This window comes from Methylobacterium sp. P3_A11 (genome assembly GCF_056403155.1).
Map to the genome: position 1 here is coordinate 24,758 of NZ_JBFUGA010000024.1, position 20,524 is coordinate 45,281.

The following is a 20,524-nucleotide window of genomic DNA, read 5'->3' on the forward strand; positions in this document are numbered from 1 at the left end:
CGCGTTGCGGAGGCCCCGATAAAGGCCGGTCCACGCCGTCGGCGCCGCCGTATGAGATCGGCCCCGGATCGCTCCGTCGCCTTGAATCGTCGGTTTCCGTATGCAAGCCTGAGGCTTGACCGATTGTTAACTATGGCGGGACGCTGCCCCCCGCCACCGCCATGACACAGGGATCACGCGGCCGTCGAGTCGCTCGACACCGGTGCATCGGCCTCCGCCTCAGCGGCGATGACGGTTTCCAGCCTCGCCTTCACTTCGCAGAGCCATGCCCACCCGGCATCGGTCGGATCATTCTCAAACGCCTGCCGTGCCTCGCGAAGTTCGGTATGTAGCGCTCCTGCCTGCCGGTGCAAGATCATTGCCTGTCGGAGCGCATCCGCACGGTGTGCAGGATCCGCATGCGGCGCCAGGGTCGTGCGGTCCCGCGAGCGGGCCAGCGCCAGGATCCGGTCAGCTGCCGGTRCGAGTGCCGCCCGATTGATGCGGTTCTGCAACACCTCCGGTGCCAGATGCTCATCCTCGGCCGCGCAGGCTAGCAGGACGGACAGCAGCGCCCGGGCATCGGGATCCTCGAAGTCGAGTTCGGCGATCTCCTCACCGAACTCCGCGACCATCTCGGGGTGGGCCAGCAGGGTGCCGACGATCACGGCCTCACGGACCGAAGCGGCGCCCGTGAAACCCGCCGAAGCGGTCATCGAGGGGCTCGGGCCTCCGGTGATGCGCGGGGAGACGGGCTCGCCGGGCCGAAGGTAGCGTTGGCGGCCCCCGCGCGTGGCCTGCTGGCCGGCGGCGCGGGCGCCGCGCGGGGACAGGCCGCGGAGGCGATCCTCGATGTCGTCGCGGTAGTAGCGGCGCACGGTCTCGTCGCGGATGGTCGCGACGGTGGTGCGCAGGGTCTGGGTCAGGCCGGCGCGCCGCTCGGGCGTGTCGACCGGGCCGGCCTCGACGGCGCGCCGCCACAGAAGCTCCGAGAGGGGCAACGCCGCCGCCAGCACCTGGTCGATGGCCCCGGAGCCTCCGGAGCGCAGCAGATCGTCGGGATCCTGACCGCCGAGCAGCAGCGCGATCCGGAGCGAGCGGCCGGGTTCTAGGAGCGGCAGCGCGATGTCGAGGGCGCGGAACGCCGCCCGCTGGCCGGCCTTGTCGCCGTCGAAGCACAGGATCGGCTCGTCGGCGTGGCGCCAGAGCAGGCCGAGCTGGTCCTCGGTCAACGCGGTGCCGAGGGGCGCCACCGTCTCGGGATGGCCGGCGAGCGTCATGGCGATGACGTCGACATAGCCCTCGACCGCGATGATCGAGCCGCGCTCGTGCGCGGCCTTCCGGGCGCCGTGGAGGTTGTAGAGTGTCCGGCCCTTGTGGAAGAGCGGCGTTTCGGGGGAATTCAGGTACTTGGCGCGCACCTCCTTGGCGAGCGCCCGCCCGCCGAAGGCCACGACCCGGCCGCGGGTGTCGGTGATCGGGAACATCACCCGGTCACGGAAATAGTCGTACGGGACCGAGACGCCCTCCCCGGCCGCGAGCAAGCCGAGTTCGACCATCAGCGCCTTGTCGACGCCCTTGCCGGCGAGATGGTCACGCAGGGCGTAGCGCTCGTTCGGCGCGTAGCCGAGGCGGAACCGCTGCTGGATCTCGCGCCCCAGCGCCCGGCGTTCGAGGTAGGCGCGCGCCTCGCTGCCCTGCCCGGATTGCAGGCGCTCCTCGAACCAGCGGGCCGCCATCTCCATCACCTCGATGGCCCCGGCGCGCCTGGTCTCCGACTCCCGATGGTCCTCGGTTTGCGCGGGCAGGCTGACCCCGGCCTCCCCCGCCAGACGCTCCACCGCCTCCGGGAAGCTCAGCCCCTCCGTTTCCATCAGGAAGGTGAAGATGTCGCCGTGCTTGGACGACGAGAAGCAGTGATAGAACTGCTTCTGGTCGTTGACGTAGAAGGACGGCGTCTTCTCGGCGTTGAACGGCGAGAGGCCGCGCCACTCGCGGCCGGCCTTCTTCAACTGCACGCGACGGCCGACCACCGAGGAGGCCGGCAGCCGGGCGCGGATCTCTTCCAGGATGTGGGGCGGATAGCGCACGGGGCCTGGGATGTGGTGTCGGAACCCGCTTCTATAGCGCGTCGGGCGGGTCGGAGTCCCTTCCCCGTCCGAAAACCGGCGTGGATTGCGGGGACAGACTCACCCCTTGGCCGCCAGCGCCGCCTTCACCAGAGCGCTCGCCTTGCCGAAATCCATCCGGCCCGTGAAGGTGCCCTTCAGGGCGCCGATCACCCGGCCCATGTCCTTCGGGCCTGCGGCGCCGGTCTCCTCGATCGCCGCCTCGACGGCCGCCTTGATCTCGGCCTCGTCCATCTGCTTCGGCAGGAAGCTCTCGACGATGGCGATCTCGGCGCGCTCGTTGGCGGCGAGCTCGGGGCGGCCGCCCTGCTCGTAGACGGCGGCCGATTCGGTGCGCTGCTTGATCATCTTCTGGAGCAGGGCGAGGATCTCCTCGTCGGAGGCCGGCTCCTTGCCGAGGCCCCGCGCCTCGATGTCCTTGTCCTTCAGGGCGGCCTGGATCATCCGCACCGTGGCGAGCCTCTCCTTGTCGCCGGCCTTCATGGCCTCCTTCATCTCGGTGGTGAAGCGCGCGCGCAGCATCGTCTTGAGCCTTCCAACGGTGGAAACGGGGGGCTGGCCTGCGGTTTGCGGGTCTTGAGCCCTGTCGGCCGTGGAGCCACATTGACCCCATCGCGGGCCGCTCGCTAAGAGCGCCGCACACGATCATGCCGCAAGCCGGGAGCGCCGCAAGACGGCGCTCGCCTTCGGCCGGACATAAGCGAGACTCAGCCCATGCTGCAAGACGCCGCCGCGAATGCCCCCGAGCCCGCCGCTCCGGAGCCGTGGGCAGAGCCCGTCGCGACGGCGCTGCTGGTGCTCGCCGACGGGACCATCCTGGAGGGCTTCGGCATCGGCCAGACAGGCGTCGCCGACGGCGAGGTCTGCTTCAACACCGCGATGACCGGCTATCAGGAGATCCTGACGGACCCGTCCTACGCCGGGCAGATCGTCACCTTCACCTTCCCGCATATCGGCAATGTCGGGACCAACGACGAGGATCTCGAGAGCCTGGAAGCGGCGCCGGCCTCGGGTGTGCGCGGCACCGTGATCGCTTCGGCGGTTACGAAGCCGTCGAACTGGCGCTCGTCCTCGCATCTCGACGGCTGGCTCAAGGCTCGCGGGATCGTCGGCATCACCGGCGTCGACACGCGGGCGCTCACCGCCCGCATCCGCGACCAGGGGATGCCGAACGCCGTGATCGCCAACGATCCGGAGGGCAGGTTCGACCGCGAGGCTCTCAAGGCCCGCGCGGCCGCGCTGGCGCCCATGGAGGGGCTCGACCTCGTGCCGCCGGTCACGAGCCGCGCGCCTTCAGAATGGTCTGAGACCGTGTGGGCGCTGGGCAACGGCTACGGCCAGCGCGCCAAGGGCGAGGGCCTGAAGGTCGTCGCCATCGATTACGGCGTGAAGCGCAACATCCTGCGGCTCCTCGCCCAGGCCGGCTGCGACGTCACCGTGGTCCCGGCCACCACCACCGCCGACGAGATCCTGGCGATGAAGCCGGACGGCATCTTCCTGTCGAACGGGCCCGGCGACCCCGCCGCCACCGGCGCCTACGCGGTCCCCGTGATCCGCAGGCTTCTCGACGAGAAGGTCCCGACCTTCGGCATCTGCCTGGGGCACCAGCTGATGGGCCTCGCCCTCGGCGGCCGGACCGTGAAGATGGGCCAGGGCCACCACGGCGCCAATCATCCGGTGAAGGACAAGACCACCGGCAAGGTCGAGATCGTGTCGATGAACCACGGCTTCGCGGTGGATCCGGGGAGCCTTCCGGAAACGGCCGTGGAGACCCACGTGTCGCTGTTCGACGGCTCCAATTGTGGCCTGACCCTCACGGACCGCCCGGCCTTCTCGGTGCAGCACCATCCCGAGGCCTCGCCGGGGCCGCGGGACAGCCATTACCTGTTTGAGCGCTTCGTGACTCTGATGCGCTCCGGCGCGCCGGAGACAGCGACGCGGGATTGAGGCCACGCCCTGGCGCGATCCCATTCGAGCCCTGCCGGGGCCATAAAATCCGCCGAATCCGCCGGCTTAAGGAACCCCAAGACAGGCCGTGCGCGGCGACGCATCCGCGTCCGCCGGCACAGGCGCCGTCGCAGGGGATAGCCGGATGACCATCGACGAGGCGCGCGACGATTTCTCCCGCCTGCACCGCACCTTCACGTTCCATCTCGGCATCGCGGTGAGCCTGTCGTGGCTGACCGCCCTCTACGCTGCGTTCTATGCCCCGTGGGTGCGCAACATCCGGGCTCTGATCGATCCGACCGGCGGCTTCGACCGGGTGGAGAGCACGGTCTCCTACCTGTTCGCCCTGCCGGCCGTCCTCGCCCTCGCCTGGGTCTCGCTGTATTTCGGCCGCGAGGCTCTGCGCCGCGCGCAGACGCTCCCCAACGTGGCCCTGGAATTCGCCGCCGCCGCCGTGGTGGCCTTCGGGGTGTTCTACCTGTCGATCGACCGCGCGCTGGCCGCACTCTACGCCGGCTTCTGAGTCTCCCACACGCAACGGGTGCAAAGCCGAGGCTGCGTATGCCTCACGGCCTTCCAATGCGCCCGTCGCCCGTGTAAACGCAGGGCTCAACGACAATCCCGCCACGCGCGTCCGGGAGCAGGGCTGAATTCAGCCCTGCCCGATCGGGCGCGCTTGGCCTGAGAAGGCCGCAGATGCCCAAGCGCACCGACATCTCCTCGATCCTGATCATCGGTGCGGGTCCGATCATCATCGGACAGGCCTGCGAGTTCGATTATTCCGGCACCCAGGCCTGCAAGGCGCTCCGCGAGGAGGGCTACCGGATCGTCCTGGTGAACTCGAACCCCGCGACCATCATGACCGACCCGGACATGGCGGACGCGACCTACGTCGAGCCGATCACGCCCGAGATCGTCGCCAAGATCATCGAGAAGGAGCGCCCCGACGCGATCCTGCCGACCATGGGCGGCCAGACGGCGCTCAACTGCGCCCTGTCGCTGCAGAAGATGGGCKTGCTCGCCAAGTACGGCGTGCAGATGATTGGCGCCACCGCGGAGGCCATCGACAAGGCGGAGGACCGGAGCCTGTTCCGCGACGCCATGACCAAGATCGGCCTCGACACCCCGAAATCGGCGCTCGCCAACGCCTCCGCGGCGAAGAAGGCCGACCGCCAGGCCTATCTGGCCGAGATCGCCCGGATCGAGGCGGGCAACACCGATCCGGCGGCGCGCCAGGCGGCCCTGGCGGCCTACGAGAAGAGCTGGGCGGCGGGCGAGACCGAGCGGCGCAAGCGCTACGGCGAGCACGCGATCGGGCAGGCGCTGATTGCCCTCGCCGAAGTCGGCTTGCCGGCGATCATCCGGCCGTCCTTCACCATGGGCGGCACCGGTGGCGGCATCGCGTACAACCGCGAGGAGTTCCTCGACATCGTCGAACGCGGCATCGACGCGTCGCCGACCAACGAGGTGCTCATCGAGGAAAGCGTGCTCGGCTGGAAAGAGTACGAGATGGAGGTCGTCCGTGACCGGAACGACAACTGCATCATCGTCTGCTCCATCGAGAACATCGACCCGATGGGTGTGCACACCGGTGATTCGATTACCGTCGCACCGGCGCTGACGCTCACCGACAAGGAGTACCAAGTGATGCGCGACGCATCGCTGGCGGTGCTCCGCGAGATCGGCGTCGAGACCGGCGGCTCCAACGTGCAGTTCGCGATCAACCCGGAGAACGGGCGCATGATCGTGATCGAGATGAACCCGCGCGTGTCGCGCTCCTCGGCACTCGCCTCGAAGGCGACGGGCTTCCCGATCGCCAAGGTCGCAGCCAAGCTCGCGGTCGGCTACACCCTGGACGAGATCGCCAACGACATCACCGGCGGCGCGACTCCGGCCTCGTTCGAGCCGACGATCGACTATGTCGTCACCAAGATCCCGCGCTTCGCCTTCGAGAAATTCCCGGGCGCCGAGCCGACGCTGACCACCGCGATGAAGTCGGTGGGCGAGGCCATGGCGATCGGCCGCTGCTTCGCTGAATCGCTCCAGAAGGCCCTCCGCTCGCTCGAGACCGGCCTGACCGGCCTCGACGACATCGAGATCGAGGGGCTCGGCAAGGGCGACGACCACAACGCCATCAAGGCGGCCATCGGCACGCCAACCCCGGACCGGCTGCTCAAGGTCGCGCAGGCCCTGCGCCTGGGCGTCAGCCATGAGCAGGTCTACGCCTCCTGCAAGATCGATCCGTGGTTCCTGGAGCAGCTTCAGGCGATCATCGACCTGGAGAACCGCGTGAGGACCCACGGCCTGCCGAAGACGGCCGGCGCCTTCCGTCAGCTCAAGGCCGCCGGCTTCTCGGATGCCCGCCTCGCGGTGCTGGCCAAGGCCGACGAGGCCGCCGTCAGCGCGGCCCGGCGCGCCCTGGCCGTGCGCCCGGTCTACAAGCGGATCGACACCTGCGCGGCCGAGTTCAAGTCGCCGACCGCCTACATGTACTCCACCTACGTGGCGCCCTTCGCCGGCACGGTCGCCGACGAGGCGTTCCCGAGCGACCGCAAGAAGGTCATCATCCTCGGCGGCGGCCCGAACCGGATCGGTCAGGGCATCGAGTTCGACTATTGCTGCTGCCACGCCTGCTACGCACTGTCGGATGCCGGCTACGAGACCATCATGGTCAACTGCAACCCGGAGACGGTGTCGACCGACTACGACACCTCCGATCGGCTCTACTTCGAGCCGCTCACCGCCGAGGACGTGCTGGAGATCATCGAGACCGAACGGCAGGCCGGCACCTTGCACGGGGTGATCGTGCAGTTCGGTGGCCAGACCCCGCTGAAGCTCGCCCGCGCCCTCGAGGCCGCCGGCGTGCCGATCCTCGGCACCTCGCCCGACGCCATCGACCTCGCCGAGGACCGCGATCAGTTCAAGCGCCTCCTCGACCGCCATGGCCTGAAGCAGCCGAAGAACGGCATCGCCTATTCGGTCGAGCAGAGCCGGCTGGTGGCTGCCGATCTCGGCCTGCCCTTCGTGGTGCGCCCGAGCTACGTGCTGGGCGGCCGCGCCATGGCGATCATCCGCGACGAGACGCAGTTCGCCGACTACCTCCTCGACACCCTGCCGAGCCTGATCCCGTCGGACGTCAAGGCCCGCTACCCGAACGACAAGACCGGCCAGATCAACACGGTGCTGGGCAAGAACCCGCTCCTGTTCGACCGCTACCTGTCGGACGCGGTCGAGATCGATGTCGACGCGGTCTGCGACGGCAAGGACGTGTTCATCGCCGGCATCATGGAGCACATCGAGGAGGCCGGGATCCATTCCGGCGATTCGGCCTGCTCCCTGCCGCCGCGCTCCCTATCGCCTGAGATCATGGACGAGCTGGAGCGTCAGACCAAGTCGATGGCGCTGGCGCTCAACGTCGTCGGCCTGATGAACGTCCAGTACGCCATCAAGGACGGCACGATCTACGTGCTGGAGGTGAACCCGCGCGCGTCACGGACCGTGCCGTTCGTCGCCAAGGTCATCGGCGAGCCGATCGCCAAGATCGCGGCCCGCATCATGGCGGGCGAGGCCCTCGCGACCTTCGGCCTGAGGCCCAAGACCCTGGCGCACATCGCCGTGAAGGAAGCGGTCTTCCCGTTCGCCCGCTTCCCCGGTGTCGACGTGCTGCTCGGCCCGGAGATGCGCTCCACGGGCGAAGTGATCGGGCTCGATGCCAGCTTCGGCGTGGCCTTCGCCAAGAGCCAGCTCGGTTCCGGCACGCAGGTGCCGAAGGCAGGAAGCGTGTTCGTCTCGGTGCGCGATGCCGACAAGGCGCGCATCCTGCCGACCATGAAGCTCCTGTCCGATCTCGGCTTCTCGATCCTGGCGACCGGCGGCACGCAGCGCTATCTCGTCGAGAACGGCGTCCCGGCCGAGCGGATCAACAAGGTCCTCGAAGGACGGCCCCACGTCGTCGACGCGATCAAGAACGGCGGCATCCACCTCGTCCTCAACACCACCGAGGGGGCCGGCGCCCTGTCGGACTCGCGCTCCCTCCGGCGTGCGGCCCTCTTGCATAAGGTGCCGTATTACACCACTCTAGCGGGCGCGATGGCCGCGGCCGAGGGGATCAAGGCCTATCTAGAAGGCGATCTCAAGGTCCGCGCGTTGCAGGAATACTTCGCGGCCTGAGCCTCAGGGTTCCGCTGACTTCATTTCGTGGCCCGGAGGGAGTGCTACACTCTCGGCCGGGCCTCTTCATTGTGGCGCGAGACGATGGCGATAGACAAGGTTCCGATCACGGTGCGCGGCTTCGCAGCCCTCGAAGAGGAGCTGAAGCATCGCCAGCAGGTGGAGCGCCAGCGGATCATCCAGGCGATCGCGGAAGCCCGCGCGCTCGGCGACCTGTCGGAGAACGCCGAATACCACGCCGCCAAGGAGGCGCAGTCCCACAATGAGGGCCGCGTCATGGAACTGGAGAGCATGATCGCGCGCGCCGAGATCATCGACGTCACCAAGCTCTCGGGCAACAAGATCAAGTTCGGCGCCACCGTGAAGCTCGTCGACGAGGACACGGAGGAGGAGAAGACCTACCAGATCGTGGGCGAGCCGGAGGCCGACGTGCGCTCCGGTCGCGTCTCGATCACCTCGCCGATCGCCCGCGCGCTGATCGGCAAGGGCGTCGGCGATACCGTCGAGGTCACGACGCCGGGCGGCGGCAAGTCCTACGAGGTCGTCGCCGTCCAGTTCGGCGGCTGAGCGCTATGCGCCCGCGTTCCTGGAGCCGGCTCGCCGGCGTCGCACTCGGCATGGTCGCCACCGCCGCGGCGGCGGACGGTTTTCCGCCCACCGCCCGGTTCTCCGACATCCGCGTCGATGTCCGGCCGCTGCTCGACAAAGGCGGCGGTCTCCAGGCGGAGGCGCTCGCGGCCGACCTGACCGAGGCCCTCCGGAAGACCTTCGCCGATCGGATCGGCGGTCCCGGGCCGCGTCTCGTCGTGGTGGTGAGCGGCCTGTCGCTGCGGTCCTATGTCGGAAGCGGCGCGCGGCCCGGCTTGGGCGGAAACTTCCAGACCGACTATCTGGAGGGCGAGGCGCTGCTCGTCGGACCGAAGGGGCAGGTGCTCGGACGGCACCCGCAGATGACCGCGACGCCGTCGAGCTCCGGCGGCGCCTGGTACGATCCGCAATTCGAGGGTCGGCGGCTCGCCGCCATCGCCGACATCTATGCCCAGTGGCTCGCCCGGGACCTGCCGCGGGAGTAAAGCGGAGCGCGAGGACGGCCGAGGCCGTAGCGAGCGGTCTGTTCAAGGTGTACCGCTGTCGACTGCCCCCCGAGGATGCGCGTGGCAATCGTCTCCCGCAGGGACATGGGCCGTATCGCGGCCGTCGTGACGGGCGGCGGACACGGGGGATCGGGCGCGCGGCGTCGGTCGACCCGAAGACCGGGGCGGGCGAATTGAAGCGGGTTTCCTGAGCGAGGAGCATGGCAAGCATCGACGCGCCGGAGGCGAGACCCGCCCCGCTCGGCCCCTTGGAGGTGCGGTCCGAGCATCTGCCCGAACTCTCCCGCGCCCGCGCCTGGATCGTCACAGACGGCAAGGCCGGCGACGAGAACCAATGCGTCGGGATCGCCGAGACGCTGGGCCTCGCCTTCGAGACACGGCAGGTACCGGCCTCCGGTCCGTTCGGCTGGATGGCGCCCTGGGGACCGATCGACCCCCGCGAGGGACCCCGCCGTCGTGCCGGCGCTCTGTCGGGTCCTTATCCGGATGTCCTGATCGCCTCGGGACGACGGTCCGTGCCCTATCTCCGGGCCGTCCGCCGCGCCACCGGCGGACGCACCTTCACGGCGTTCCTGAAGGACCCGCGCACCGGCGCGGACAGCGCCGACTTCATCTGGGTCCCCGATTACGACGACCTGCGCGGCCCCAACGTCTTCACCACGCTGACGGCGCCCCACCTCGTCACCGCCGCGCGGCTGGCCGCGGCTCGCGCCCGACCGGACCCGCGCCTCGCGCGCCTCGACGGCCCGCGGGTCGCGGTCCTCGTCGGCGGCGACAGCCGGCACCTGAGCTACCGCAAGACCGACATGATCCGCCTCGTCGAGGATCTGCGCGGGCTGGCCGGTCAAGGCTGCCGCCTGATGGTGACGATTTCGCGCCGGACGCCGAACCCGCTCCGGGACGCCGTGAAGGCGCTGGCCGCCGAGACCGGCGGCTTCCTCTGGGACGGCAGCGGCGACAATCCCTACGTCGCCATGCTGGCACTCGCCGAAGCGATCGTGGTGACCTCCGATTCGGCCAACATGGTCAGCGAGGCCGTGGCCACCGGCGCGCCGGTCCTGCTGTTCGACCTGCCCCGCACCTATATCCGGCATCGGCGGATGTTCGCCGGCCTGGCGATCGCAGGGGCGCTCCGACCGTTCACCGGTCAGTTGGCGAATCTGACGTACAAGCCGATCGACGCAACGCCGGTGATCGCGCAGGCGCTCGCCGACGCCTATGATGCGCGCCGCGCGGCCGGCCCGGCCTGAGGAGACCGAGACAGATGGCCCACACCCACGCCAAGCTCGTGATCGTCGGCTCGGGACCCGCCGGCTACACGGCGGCGATCTACGCGGCCCGCGCCATGGTCGAGCCGCTGCTGATCTCCGGCTTCCAGCCCGGCGGCCAGCTCATGATCACCACGGATGTCGAGAACTATCCGGGCTTCGCCGAGGCGATCCAGGGTCCCTGGCTGATGGAGCAGATGCGCCTCCAGGCCCAGCATGTCGGCACCCGGATCGTGTCGGAATACATCACGAAGGTCGATCTCAAGCAGCGGCCGTTCCGCCTCGAGGCGGATTCCGGCGAGACCTATTCCTGCGACGCGCTGATCATCGCCACGGGCGCCCAGGCCAAGTGGCTGGGGCTGCCCTCCGAGGCGGCCTTCCAGGGCGGTGGCGTCTCGGCCTGTGCCACCTGCGACGGGTTCTTCTTCCGCGGCAAGGAGGTGGTCGTGGTCGGCGGCGGCAACACCGCGGTCGAGGAGGCGCTCTACCTCGCCAACATCGCCAGCAAGGTTACGGTGGTCCATCGTCGCGACACGTTCCGGGCGGAGCGGATCCTGCAGGAGCGCCTGTTCAAGCATCCGAACGTCGAGGTGCTGTGGCACCGGGAGGTCGCCGAGATCTGCGGCGTGCAGAAGCCTGCGCCGGCCGTCACCCATGTCCGGCTCAAGGATCCGCGCTCGGGCGAGATCAGCGAGGTGAAGGCCGACGGCGTGTTCGTGGCGATCGGCCACCAGCCGGCGACCGCGATCTTCGAGGGGCAGCTGCCCATGCGCCACGGCGGATACCTGACGGTGAAGCCCGGCACCACCGAGACGGAGATCCCGGGCGTGTTCGCAGCGGGCGACGTGACGGACGACGTCTACCGTCAGGCGATCACCGCGGCCGGCATGGGATGCATGGCGGCGCTGGAGGCCGAGAAGTTTCTCGCCAACCTCGATATCGGTGAGAGCCCGGTTCAGGCCGCCGCAGCGGAATGACCACGGTTCCGGTCTCCGCGGACGGAGACCGGAGCGACCCTTTCAACAACTTCCCGCTGCTTCTGCTTGCGCTGGACCATGCGCCGTGTGCATAGGGGTGCTGACTGCGCCGGGATGCACTGATTGCATGCCCGCGCGGTGCTGCGGGCGGCCATCCGCCCCCGGGACCGCGCAGCTTGCCCGGTGATCTGCCCGCCGCATCACGTGCCGGTTTCTCCCGGGCGCGGAGAGCGGGGCCGCGCTGGTAGGGGTTCTTGCCTTGGACTGGGATAAGATCCGGATCTTCCTCAACGTCGCCGAGGCGGGGAGCTTCACCAAGGCGGGGGACGATATCGGGCTCAGCCAATCGGCAGTGAGCCGTCAGATCAGCGCCCTGGAGCGGGAGCTGAAGGCGCCGCTGTTCCACCGCCATGCCCGCGGCCTCCTCCTGACCGAGCAGGGTGACCTGCTGTTCCGCGCCGCTCGGGACATGAAGCTGCGCCTGGAGAACACCCGGGCACGTCTCGTCGAAACCTCCGAGCGCCCGACCGGCGACCTGAAGGTGACCACCACGGTGGGCCTCGGCACGTCCTGGCTGTCACAGCGGGTGGGCGAATTCCTCGATCTCTATCCGGATGTGCGCATCGAGCTGATCCTCACCAACGAGGAACTCGATCTGGCCATGCGTGAGGCCGACGTGGCGATCCGCATGCGGCGGCCGGCCCAGCCGGACCTGATCCAGCGGCGGCTGTTCACCGTGCACTACCACGCCTTCGCGAGCCCGGATTACGTCAAGCGCTTCGGCGAGCCCAAGACGATCGAGGAACTCGACGACCATCGCCTCGTCTCGTTCGGCGGGAACGAGCCCTCCTACCTGCTTGCCGCCCATTGGCTGGCCGATGCCGGCCGCGAGGGCCGGGACCGGCGCCAGGTCCACCTCACGGTGAACAATATCGGCGCCCTGCAGCGCGCCATGGAGGCGGGGGCCGGGATCGGGATCCTGCCCGACTACGCCGTGGATGGCGGCCAGCAGCTCGTGCAGGTGCTGCGCGAGACCGAGATGCCGAGCCTGGAGAGCTATCTCGTCTATGCCGAGGAGATGCGCTCGGTCGCGCGGGTCCAGGCGTTCCGGGATTTCCTGGTCTCGAAGGCTCAGCGCTGGACTTACTGAGGCCGGCTTCGCCGGCGCTCAGCATCGCGCGTGGCGGGATCAGACGAAGAGGCGCTCGCCCTCCAGGCCCTTGTACAGGCCCGCGACCTGCTCGCCGTAGCCGTTGTAGATCAGCGTCGGCACCCGCTGGTCCGTTCCGAGGACGCGCTCCGTCGCTTGGCTCCAGCGCGGATGCGGCACGGCCGGGTTCACGTTCGCCCAGAAGCCGTACTCGGAGGCCTGGAGCCCCTCCCAGAAGGTCTTCGGCCGCTCGGCGGTGAACGAGACCTTCACCAGCGACTTCGCCGACTTGAACCCGTACTTCCACGGGACCGCGACGCGGATCGGTGCGCCGAACTGGTTGGGCAGCGGCTTACCGTAGATCCCAGTCACCACGAAGGCGAGGTCGTTGCCGGCCTCGGCGAGCGTCAGGCCCTCGGTATAGGGCCAGGGGTAGAAGAAGGCCCGCTGGCCCGGCGCCATCGCCTTGTCCATGAAGGTCTCGAAGCGGATGTACTTCGCGCCGGAGGCGGGCTTGGCGAGCGCCACGAGCTTCGCCAGCGGGAAGCCGGTCCATGGCACCGCCATCGACCACGCCTCGACGCAGCGGTGGCGGTACAGACGCTCCTCCAGCCCGACCTTCCGGATTAGGTCGTCGACGCCGATCTCGAACGGCTTTTCCACGAGGCCGTCGATCTTCAGCGTCCAGGGCTGCGTCTTGAGGGCGTTCGCCGCCGGCAGGACCGTCTTCGACGTCCCGAACTCGTAGAAATTGTTGTAGTCGGCGCTGAAGCGCTCCGGCGTCAGGGGCCTGTCGAGGGTGTAGGCGGGATTCTGCGGCGCCGGGTACAGCGTCGGGTCGCCCGCGGCCGCCAGGGCCTGACGGCCGCCAAGGAGCGAGCCGGCCGCGAGCCCGGCCGCGCCGCCGATCAGGGACCGGCGGTTGAGGAAGACGGTCTCCGGCGTCGCCAGATGCTCCGGAATTTCCCAACCGCGTCTGCGCTTGATCAACATCGCCGTCTCCTCGGATATCCTGCGCGGACAACCCACAGATCGCTCGGGGGCGACAGGGGCGCAAACGCCGCAGTCTCCCCTTTCGACGACCGGCGCCCAGGGTTACGTGGCGGGAGAGCGGCGGCGCGACGCAGGCACGGAGCGTGTTCCGCCGCCCGACGATCAGGGCGGGGGAACGTCGTCGCGCAGCATCCGCCGCAGAACCTTGCCGACATTGGTCTTGGGCAGCGTGTCGTGGACCACCACGCGGCGGGGCACCTTGTAGCCGGTGAGCTGGGTGCGCGCATGCGACCGCAGGGCGTCGGCCGTGACCGTCGGATCCTTCAGGACGACATGGGCCACCACCATCTCGCCGGTCTCTTCGCTGGGCGCGCCGACCACCGCGCATTCGAGCACGCCGGGATGGGCGGCCAGGACATCCTCGACCTCGTTCGGATAGACGTTGAAGCCGGAGACGAGGATCATGTCCTTCATCCGGTCGACGATCTTGAACTGCCCGTCCGCCTGCATCACCGCGACGTCGCCCGTACGGAAGAAGCCGTCCGGGGTCATGGCGCGGTCCGTCTCCTCCGGCCGGTTCCAGTAGCCCCGCATGACCTGCGGACCACGCACGCAGATCTCGCCGGCCTGCCCCGCGGGGACGGGCTGCCCGGACACGTCGCGGATCGAGACTTCGGTCGAGGGCAGCGGAAACCCGATGGTCCCCGAGAAATCCCGCATCCCCAGCGGGTTGACGCACACCACCGGGGACGTCTCGGACAGGCCGTAGCCTTCGATGATCGTGTTGCCGGTGAGCGCCCGCCAGCGCTCGGCCACCGCCCGCTGGACGGCCGTGCCGCCGCCGACCACGAAGTCGAGGTTCGCGAAGTCCACCGTGCCGATCTTCGGATGGTTGATGAGTACGTTGAACAGCGTGTTCACGCCCATCAGGTGGGTGAAGCGGGTGCGGCTCAGCGTCTTCACCATGCCGTCGCAGTCGCGCGGATTGGGGATCAGAAGGCATGATCCGCCGCTGCGCATGAACTGGAAGAAGCAGGCGGTGAGCGCGAAGATATGGTAAAGCGGCAGTGCCGTGACCACGCAGCGCGGGACGCTCGGATCCTTCGAGTTGAACCAGACCTGCGACTGCTCGACATTCGCCATGATGTTGCGGTGGCTGAGCATCGCGGCCTTGGCGATGCCCGTGGTGCCGCCGGTGTATTGCAGGAAGGCGAGATCCTCCGGTTCGACCGGGATCGCGGTCCGTTTCATGGATCGTCCCCGCCGCAGGACCGTGGCGAAGGGCGTTGCCAGACCGTCCGGCAACCGGAACGGCGGGACGGCCTTGCGGACGTGCTTGCTGGCGAGGTTGATCACCTGACCCTTGACGCCGAGCCCGTCGCCGGGACCGACGAGGACGACCCGGTCGAGGGTGACGTCCGGCAGCGCCGCCGCGACGGTCGCGCCGAAGTTCTCCAGGACGATCAGGATCCGCGCGCCGGAATCGTTGATCTGCTGCGCGCATTCCCGGGGCGTGTAGAGCGGGTTGGTGTTGACCACCGTTCCCCCCGCCAGCAGAACGCCGAAGATCGCCACCGCATAGGCCGGCACGTTCGGCAGCATGATCGCGACGCGGTCGCCCTTTTTCAGGCCCTGTCCCTGCAGCCAAGCCGCGAGGTCGCGCGCCTGCTGGCCGAGGGTCGCGTAGGTCAGGGTCGAACCGAAGCACAGCATGGCCGGCCGGTCCCCGAAGGCGGCCATGCTGGTCTCGAACAGGTCCACCAGGGTCCCCAGGCTGGCGACCTCGATCTCCGCCGGAACCCCGGCGGGGTACGAGGCCAGCCACGGCCGGTTCGAACTTCCGTCGCCCACCACCCCCGGTCCGGCCGTGGCGGCTCGAGCGCCGTGTGCGATCACGTTCGCCTCATGCATCGCGATGCCTCCCGCGGGCACGGCTCTCTAGGGCCGAGTCCCGCAACGCCCGACTCTCCGGAGACTCTGCGGGAAGCGACGCCGGCCCGCAAGGCGAGGGCTTCAGGGCTTCGGACGATGCCGGCGCACTGTCGCCAGCGCCGTGTGCGGCAGGGCCGCGGCCACCAGGAGGAGCGCTGCGAGCCCGGCCTCGTCCGCGCGCAGAGCCCGGCGGGGCCAGGGGCCGAATCCCAGGTCCCCTGCGAGGCCGATCAGGGCGGCGCCGAACCACAGCGCCAGGAAGGCCAGCGCCGCGAACCCGACCCGGCGCAGGCGCGGCCGCAGCGGTCGGTTCGCCGCGATCGCGAACAGGCCGAGGATGCCGCCGAACAGCGCGGCGGCGATGCCGGCGCCGAGGCCGTAGGCGAGCCACAGGGGCTGGTGCGTGAGGAACGCCATGCCGCCGGTGGCGAAGGCGCCGCGCAGGATGAGGCCGCCGAAGGTCGGATAGAGCCCGGCCGCGGCGAGCGCCACCGCCCCGGCGAGGCCGAACAGCACCCGTCGCGGGACGGAGGCAGGCCCAGAACCCGCCGCCACCCGTGCGAGATGCCCGAGCCCGTAGACGAGTGCGAAGGCGAAGAGCGGGTAGCGGCCGATGAAGTAGCCGAAGATCCAGGGCTCGAGGGCCTCCGGCACGGCGTCGCGCTGGCTCATTCCGGTCAGCGCGACGATCGCCAGGGCGGCCAGCATGGCGAGGATCGGGCTCGACGCCGCCAGCAGGCCGCCGGCGGATCCCCGTGCCGCAGCGCCGGGACGCGCCGGATCGCGCGAAGAATCGGCGTAGGCCGCCATGCTTCGGTCCCCCGGGACGGGCATCGCGTGGCGGACCGTCGGCGCGATCCTAGCGGGCCTCGTAATGGTCGTGGATCAGCCGGTCGAGGAGGCGCACGCCCCATCCGGCGCCCCAGCTGCGGTTGATCTCGCTGGCATTCGACGACATCGCCACGCCGGCGATGTCGAGATGCGCCCACGGAACGTCCTCGACGTAGCGCTTGATGAAGGAGGCCGCGGTGGCCGCGCCGCCGTGGCGGCCGCCGGTATTCTTCATGTCGGCGAACTTCGAATCGATCGCCTTGTCGTAGGCCGGGATCAGCGGCATCCGCCAGACCTTCTCCCCCGTCGCCTCGCCGGCGGCGTGGATGTTGGCCGCCAGCGCGTCGTCGTTCGAGAACATCCCGGCGATGTCCTGGCCGAGCGCGACGATGATCGCGCCCGTAAGCGTCGCCAGATCGACCAGCGCCTTGGGCTTCGTGCTGCGGATGACGTGGGTGATCACGTCCGCCAGGACCAGCCGGCCCTCCGCGTCGGTGTTGATCACCTCGATCGTCTGACCGGACATCGAGGTCAGGATGTCCGAAGGACGGTAGGCGTTGCCGTCCGGCATGTTCTCCACGATGCCGATGGCGCCGACGACGTTGCAGCGGGCCTTGCGGGACGCCAGGGCGTGGAGCGCGCCGACCACGGCGGCGGCGCCGCCCATGTCGCCCTTCATGTCCTCCATGCCGCCGCCGGGCTTGATCGAGACGCCGCCGGAATCGAACACGACGCCCTTGCCGATGAAGGCCACGGGCGCCTCGGCCGCGGGGCCGCCGTTCCAGCGCATGATCACGATCCGCGGCTCGCGGGCCGAGCCCTGCGCCACCGCGAGCAGCGCGCCCATGCCGAGGTCCCGCATCCGGGCCGGCTCCAGCACCTCGATCTCGACGCCGAGCTTGGCGAGTTCCGAGGCGCGGCGGGCGAATTCCGCCGGGAAGAGCACGTTCGGCGGCTCGTTCACGAGGTCGCGGGCCAGGATCACGCCCTCGGACAGGCTCCGGGCACCCTCGCCCGCGCGGGTCGCCGCGCCGTGATCGGCGAGCAGCAGGGTCAGGGCGGTGCCGGACTTGTCGTCGGCGTCGGGCTTCTTCTTGGTCTTGTAGCGGTCGAACGTGTAGGTGCGCAGGCGCGCCCCGAGGGCGAATTCGCCGGCCTGCGCCGCCGTGACGGTCGCGCCGGGCCAGTCGAGCAGGACCCGGGCGGTCCGCCCCGCCACCTTGCCGGCAGTGAACCCGCCGAGCGCCGGCCAGTCGGTCTTGGCGCGGTCCTTGTCGGAGCCGAGGCCCACCACAACCAAGCGATCGGCACTGACCCCCGCGGGAGCCGGGAGGGTCAGGGCGCTGAGGGAGCGGCCCTTGAACTTCTCCGAGGCCGCAGCGCGGGCCACGAGATCCGCGCCCGCGGCGCCCAGGGCATCCCGGGCCGCCGATCCGAGGGCGAGGTCGTCGCCGACAAAGACCACGAGATCGCCGGATCCGCCAGGACCCTGGCCGCCCTGCTCCAGGGGACCGAAACCGATCTCGATACCGTCCGCCATACCCGTCGCCCTGCCCGTTATCCCGGAGCCGTACTACGCACCCGCACGTCGCCGTGCCGGCCATCCGCCCTGTGTAGCCGCTGATGCGGAGAACGCAACGCGGCGCGAAAGCCCTGGAATCGCCCCTTTTGTCGGGTCCCTGCCGCCCCGAGGGCGCGCGAGGACGAGCGGGACTGCCGGGCCGATGAGGCAGATCGAACGCTACATCTTTCGGATCGCCCTGGGCGCGACCCTTGCCTGCCTGATCGGGCTGACCGGCACGATCTGGTTGACGCAGGCCCTGCGGGAGCTCGATCTCGTGACCGCCAAGGGCCAGACGCTGCTGGTCTTCCTGTTCGTCACCGGCCTGTCGCTGCCGACGCTCGTGGTGGTGATCGCCCCTGTCGCGCTGTTCATCGGCACGATCTACGCCCTCAACAAGCTGAACGGCGATTCCGAGCTGATCGTCATGTCGGCGGCCGGGATGCCGCCGCGCTCGCTGCTGCGCCCCTTCCTGACGCTGGCGCTGATCGTCAGCTTCCTGACCGGGTTCCTCGTCGTTGTCGTGATGCCCGCGAGCTTCCAGGAGTTGCGCGACGTCATCACCCGGGTCCGCGGCGACTTCATCGCGAACGTCGTCAAGGAGGGGCAGTTCACCCAGCTCGACAACGGGATCACCTTCCACTTCCGCGAGCGCGGGCCGGGGGGCACCCTGAAGGGCCTGTTCATCCAGGACCGCCGGGAGGCCGGCAAGACCAAGGTCTACCTCGCCGAGCGCGGCAACGCGGTCGAGGTCGACGGGCAGAGCTACCTGATCCTGGAGAACGGCAGCGTCCACCAGCAGCAGAAGGACTCGCGCGATTCCTCGATCCTGACCTTCGAGCGCTACACGATCGACCTCGCGGCCTTCGCGCCCCCGGATTCGGACACGATCTACAAGCCCCGCGAGCGCTCCACGGCGCAGCTCCTGTTCCCGGACCAGACCGAGGGCTACTACAAGCTCCAGAAGGGCCGCTTCAGGGCCGAGCTGCACGACCGGCTCTCCACCTGCCTGTACCCGCTGGCGCTGGTCTTCATCGCCTTCGCGGCGCTCGGCGACCCGCGCACCACGCGCCAGGGACGTGGGCTCGCGGTCGCCGGCGCGATCGTCGCCGTCGTGGCCCTGCGCATCGGCGGATTCGCGGCGGTGAGCGCCGCCGCGCGCAGCCCGGCGGCGGTCGCGGCGGTCTACGGCGTGCCGCTGCTGGCGATCGTGCTGTCGAGCCTGCTGATCTTCTTCGGGCCGGGCGTTCGTGCGTTCAACGCCGCCCTCGCCCGCCGGCTGCGGGCTCTGGTCCGCGGCCCGCGCCTCGCACCGGCGGCCTGACCCGATGATGCTGATCGGCCCCACCCTCGGGCGGTACTTCGCCGCCCGGTTCCTGCGCACGGTGCTCGGCGTGTTCGTCACCGTGTTCGCCCTGGTCTACACCCTCGACTTCGTCGAGCTGCTGCGCCGCGCCGGGGAGGCCCAGGGCGCCTCCACGGGGCTGATGGCGCAGCTCTCCCTCTACCGCACCCCGGCGGTGGCCGAGGGCGTCCTGCCGTTCGCGGTCCTGTTCGGCTCCATGGCGGCCCTGCTGCAGCTGTCGCGCAAGCTGGAACTGGTGGTCGCCCGCGCGGCGGGAATCTCGGCCTGGCAGTTCCTCCAGCCCGGCTTCTTCGTGGCGCTGGCCCTCGGGGCGCTGGCGGTCGGCGTCTACAACCCGGTCTCGGCCCTCCTGAAGCAGCGCTCCACCGAGATCGAGGCGAAGATCTTCGCCAAATCCACCAAGGCCGGCTCGGGCAAGGACCTTTGGATCCGCCAGAAGGGCCTCGACGGCGAGGCGATCCTGCGCGCCGAGACCGCCATCGAGGGCACCACCACCCTTGCGGGCGTCTCGGTCTTCACCTTCGACGCGGCCGGCAAGTTCGCCGAGCAGCTGGTCGCCGCCCGCGCCGCGCTCCACGACGGCTATTGGGAACTCTCCGATGTGCGCGTTCTCACACCGGACGCCCCGCCTGAGTCGTTCGACACCTACCTGATCGCCTCGAACCTCGATCCCGGGCAGGTGCGGCAGCGCTTCACCCCCCCGGAATCTGTGCCTTTCTGGCAACTTCCCACAACCATCGCGCGGACCGAGCGGGCCGGTTTGGACGCCACCCGGTACCGTCTCCAGTACGATGTCCTGTGGGCGAGGCCGGTCCTGTTCGTCGCCATGGTGATCGTGGCGGCAACCGTTTCCTTACGGTTCTTCCGCTTTGGTGGGGTCGGCAAACTCGTCCTCGGAGGCGTCGCGGCCGGCTTCGCCCTCTACGTGATCCGACAGGTCATGGAGGGGCTCGGCGCGTCCGGACTCGTCGCCGCACCGGTGGCGGCCTGGTTCCCGGCCGTGGTAGGCAGTCTTCTCGGTACGCTCACGCTTCTGTACCAGGAAGACGGCTGACTTCCGCGATCCTGCGCGGGACGGGGGACGGGTGTTGAGGTTGGTGACGGCAGACGTCACAGGGGTTGGGACG

At 69.5% G+C, this 20,524-nt stretch carries 16 protein-coding genes; 10 read left to right on the forward strand and 6 right to left on the reverse strand.

The genetic code is table 11. The features are described from left to right. Window positions 1–173: 173 nt before the first annotated feature. Window positions 174–2,069: a DNA primase gene (dnaG, locus tag AC1DXK_RS10405; RefSeq protein WP_477297682.1), complete on the reverse strand. Its 1,896-nt coding sequence runs from the start codon at window positions 2,067–2,069 to the stop codon at window positions 174–176. 99 nt (window positions 2,070–2,168) lie between these two features. After that, window positions 2,169–2,630, reverse strand: a complete 462-nt coding sequence (locus AC1DXK_RS10410) for a GatB/YqeY domain-containing protein (RefSeq protein ID WP_457106720.1) — start codon at window positions 2,628–2,630, stop codon at window positions 2,169–2,171. 192 nt (window positions 2,631–2,822) lie between these two features. On the opposite strand from AC1DXK_RS10410, the gene carA reads away from it, so the two are divergent. From carA to AC1DXK_RS10450, 8 genes are all read left to right on the forward strand, one after another. Next, window positions 2,823–4,055, forward strand: coding sequence for a glutamine-hydrolyzing carbamoyl-phosphate synthase small subunit (carA, locus tag AC1DXK_RS10415; protein ID WP_457106719.1), 1,233 nt, complete (start codon window positions 2,823–2,825; stop codon window positions 4,053–4,055). Window positions 4,056–4,200: 145 nt separating this feature from the next. Then, window positions 4,201–4,578 (forward strand): hypothetical protein, encoded by a 378-nt coding sequence (locus AC1DXK_RS10420; protein WP_457106718.1) that lies wholly within the window; start codon window positions 4,201–4,203, stop codon window positions 4,576–4,578. Between the two features lie 173 nt (window positions 4,579–4,751). Beyond that, window positions 4,752–8,225: a carbamoyl-phosphate synthase large subunit gene (gene carB, locus AC1DXK_RS10425; protein WP_477297685.1), complete on the forward strand. Its 3,474-nt coding sequence runs from the start codon at window positions 4,752–4,754 to the stop codon at window positions 8,223–8,225. A gap of 90 nt (window positions 8,226–8,315) precedes the next feature. Next, complete coding sequence (greA, locus tag AC1DXK_RS10430; RefSeq protein WP_457106745.1) at window positions 8,316–8,792, forward strand: transcription elongation factor GreA; 477 nt, start codon at window positions 8,316–8,318, stop codon at window positions 8,790–8,792. 5 nt (window positions 8,793–8,797) lie between these two features. Further along, window positions 8,798–9,298, forward strand: coding sequence for a hypothetical protein (locus AC1DXK_RS10435; protein WP_457106716.1), 501 nt, complete (start codon window positions 8,798–8,800; stop codon window positions 9,296–9,298). Window positions 9,299–9,519: 221 nt separating this feature from the next. Next, window positions 9,520–10,569, forward strand: coding sequence for a mitochondrial fission ELM1 family protein (locus tag AC1DXK_RS10440; RefSeq protein ID WP_457106715.1), 1,050 nt, complete (start codon window positions 9,520–9,522; stop codon window positions 10,567–10,569). 14 nt (window positions 10,570–10,583) lie between these two features. Continuing rightward, entirely contained in the window at window positions 10,584–11,564 is a 981-nt protein-coding gene (gene trxB, locus AC1DXK_RS10445; RefSeq protein WP_457106714.1) for a thioredoxin-disulfide reductase, read from the forward strand. A gap of 259 nt (window positions 11,565–11,823) precedes the next feature. Continuing rightward, complete coding sequence (locus tag AC1DXK_RS10450) at window positions 11,824–12,714, forward strand: LysR family transcriptional regulator (protein ID WP_091779385.1); 891 nt, start codon at window positions 11,824–11,826, stop codon at window positions 12,712–12,714. 39 nt (window positions 12,715–12,753) lie between these two features. Here AC1DXK_RS10450 and msrP read toward each other — a convergent pair whose 3' ends face one another. The 4 genes from msrP to AC1DXK_RS10470 all read right to left on the reverse strand — a co-directional run bounded on the left by msrP (window position 12,754) and on the right by AC1DXK_RS10470 (window position 18,010). Continuing rightward, the gene (gene msrP, locus AC1DXK_RS10455) at window positions 12,754–13,707 is read right to left on the reverse strand and encodes a protein-methionine-sulfoxide reductase catalytic subunit MsrP (protein WP_457106713.1); all 954 of its coding nucleotides are present in this window, start codon (window positions 13,705–13,707) and stop codon (window positions 12,754–12,756) included. 162 nt (window positions 13,708–13,869) lie between these two features. Then, window positions 13,870–15,618 (reverse strand): AMP-binding protein, encoded by a 1,749-nt coding sequence (locus tag AC1DXK_RS10460; protein WP_457106712.1) that lies wholly within the window; start codon window positions 15,616–15,618, stop codon window positions 13,870–13,872. A gap of 102 nt (window positions 15,619–15,720) precedes the next feature. Beyond that, entirely contained in the window at window positions 15,721–16,449 is a 729-nt protein-coding gene (locus tag AC1DXK_RS10465; protein WP_457106711.1) for a hypothetical protein, read from the reverse strand. Between the two features lie 49 nt (window positions 16,450–16,498). Further along, window positions 16,499–18,010 (reverse strand): leucyl aminopeptidase, encoded by a 1,512-nt coding sequence (locus AC1DXK_RS10470; protein ID WP_457106710.1) that lies wholly within the window; start codon window positions 18,008–18,010, stop codon window positions 16,499–16,501. Window positions 18,011–18,194: 184 nt separating this feature from the next. Between AC1DXK_RS10470 and lptF the strand changes: the two genes are divergently transcribed. Together lptF and lptG are read left to right on the forward strand one after the other, a co-directional pair. Next, a complete protein-coding gene (gene lptF / locus AC1DXK_RS10475; protein WP_457106709.1) occupies window positions 18,195–19,355 on the forward strand; it encodes an LPS export ABC transporter permease LptF in 1,161 nt (386 codons plus the stop codon). 7 nt (window positions 19,356–19,362) lie between these two features. Next, complete coding sequence (gene lptG / locus AC1DXK_RS10480) at window positions 19,363–20,451, forward strand: LPS export ABC transporter permease LptG (RefSeq protein ID WP_457106744.1); 1,089 nt, start codon at window positions 19,363–19,365, stop codon at window positions 20,449–20,451. Window positions 20,452–20,524 lie beyond the last annotated feature (73 nt).

Excerpts from the sequence above, each read along its gene's own strand:
- AC1DXK_RS10410 (WP_457106720.1), bottom strand. The coding sequence starts at position 2,630 with ATGCTGCGCGCGCGCTTCACCACCGAGATGAAGGAGGCCATGAAGGCC.
- carA (WP_457106719.1), top strand. The coding sequence starts at position 2,823 with ATGCTGCAAGACGCCGCCGCGAATGCCCCCGAGCCCGCCGCTCCGGAG.
- AC1DXK_RS10420 (WP_457106718.1), top strand. The coding sequence starts at position 4,201 with ATGACCATCGACGAGGCGCGCGACGATTTCTCCCGCCTGCACCGCACC.
- AC1DXK_RS10435 (WP_457106716.1), top strand. The coding sequence starts at position 8,798 with ATGCGCCCGCGTTCCTGGAGCCGGCTCGCCGGCGTCGCACTCGGCATG.
- AC1DXK_RS10440 (WP_457106715.1), top strand. The coding sequence starts at position 9,520 with ATGGCAAGCATCGACGCGCCGGAGGCGAGACCCGCCCCGCTCGGCCCC.
- trxB (WP_457106714.1), top strand. The coding sequence starts at position 10,584 with ATGGCCCACACCCACGCCAAGCTCGTGATCGTCGGCTCGGGACCCGCC.
- msrP (WP_457106713.1), bottom strand. The coding sequence starts at position 13,707 with ATGTTGATCAAGCGCAGACGCGGTTGGGAAATTCCGGAGCATCTGGCG.
- AC1DXK_RS10460 (WP_457106712.1), bottom strand. The coding sequence starts at position 15,618 with ATGCATGAGGCGAACGTGATCGCACACGGCGCTCGAGCCGCCACGGCC.
- AC1DXK_RS10465 (WP_457106711.1), bottom strand. The coding sequence starts at position 16,449 with ATGGCGGCCTACGCCGATTCTTCGCGCGATCCGGCGCGTCCCGGCGCT.
- AC1DXK_RS10470 (WP_457106710.1), bottom strand. The coding sequence starts at position 18,010 with ATGGCGGACGGTATCGAGATCGGTTTCGGTCCCCTGGAGCAGGGCGGC.
- lptF (WP_457106709.1), top strand. The coding sequence starts at position 18,195 with ATGAGGCAGATCGAACGCTACATCTTTCGGATCGCCCTGGGCGCGACC.
- lptG (WP_457106744.1), top strand. The coding sequence starts at position 19,363 with ATGCTGATCGGCCCCACCCTCGGGCGGTACTTCGCCGCCCGGTTCCTG.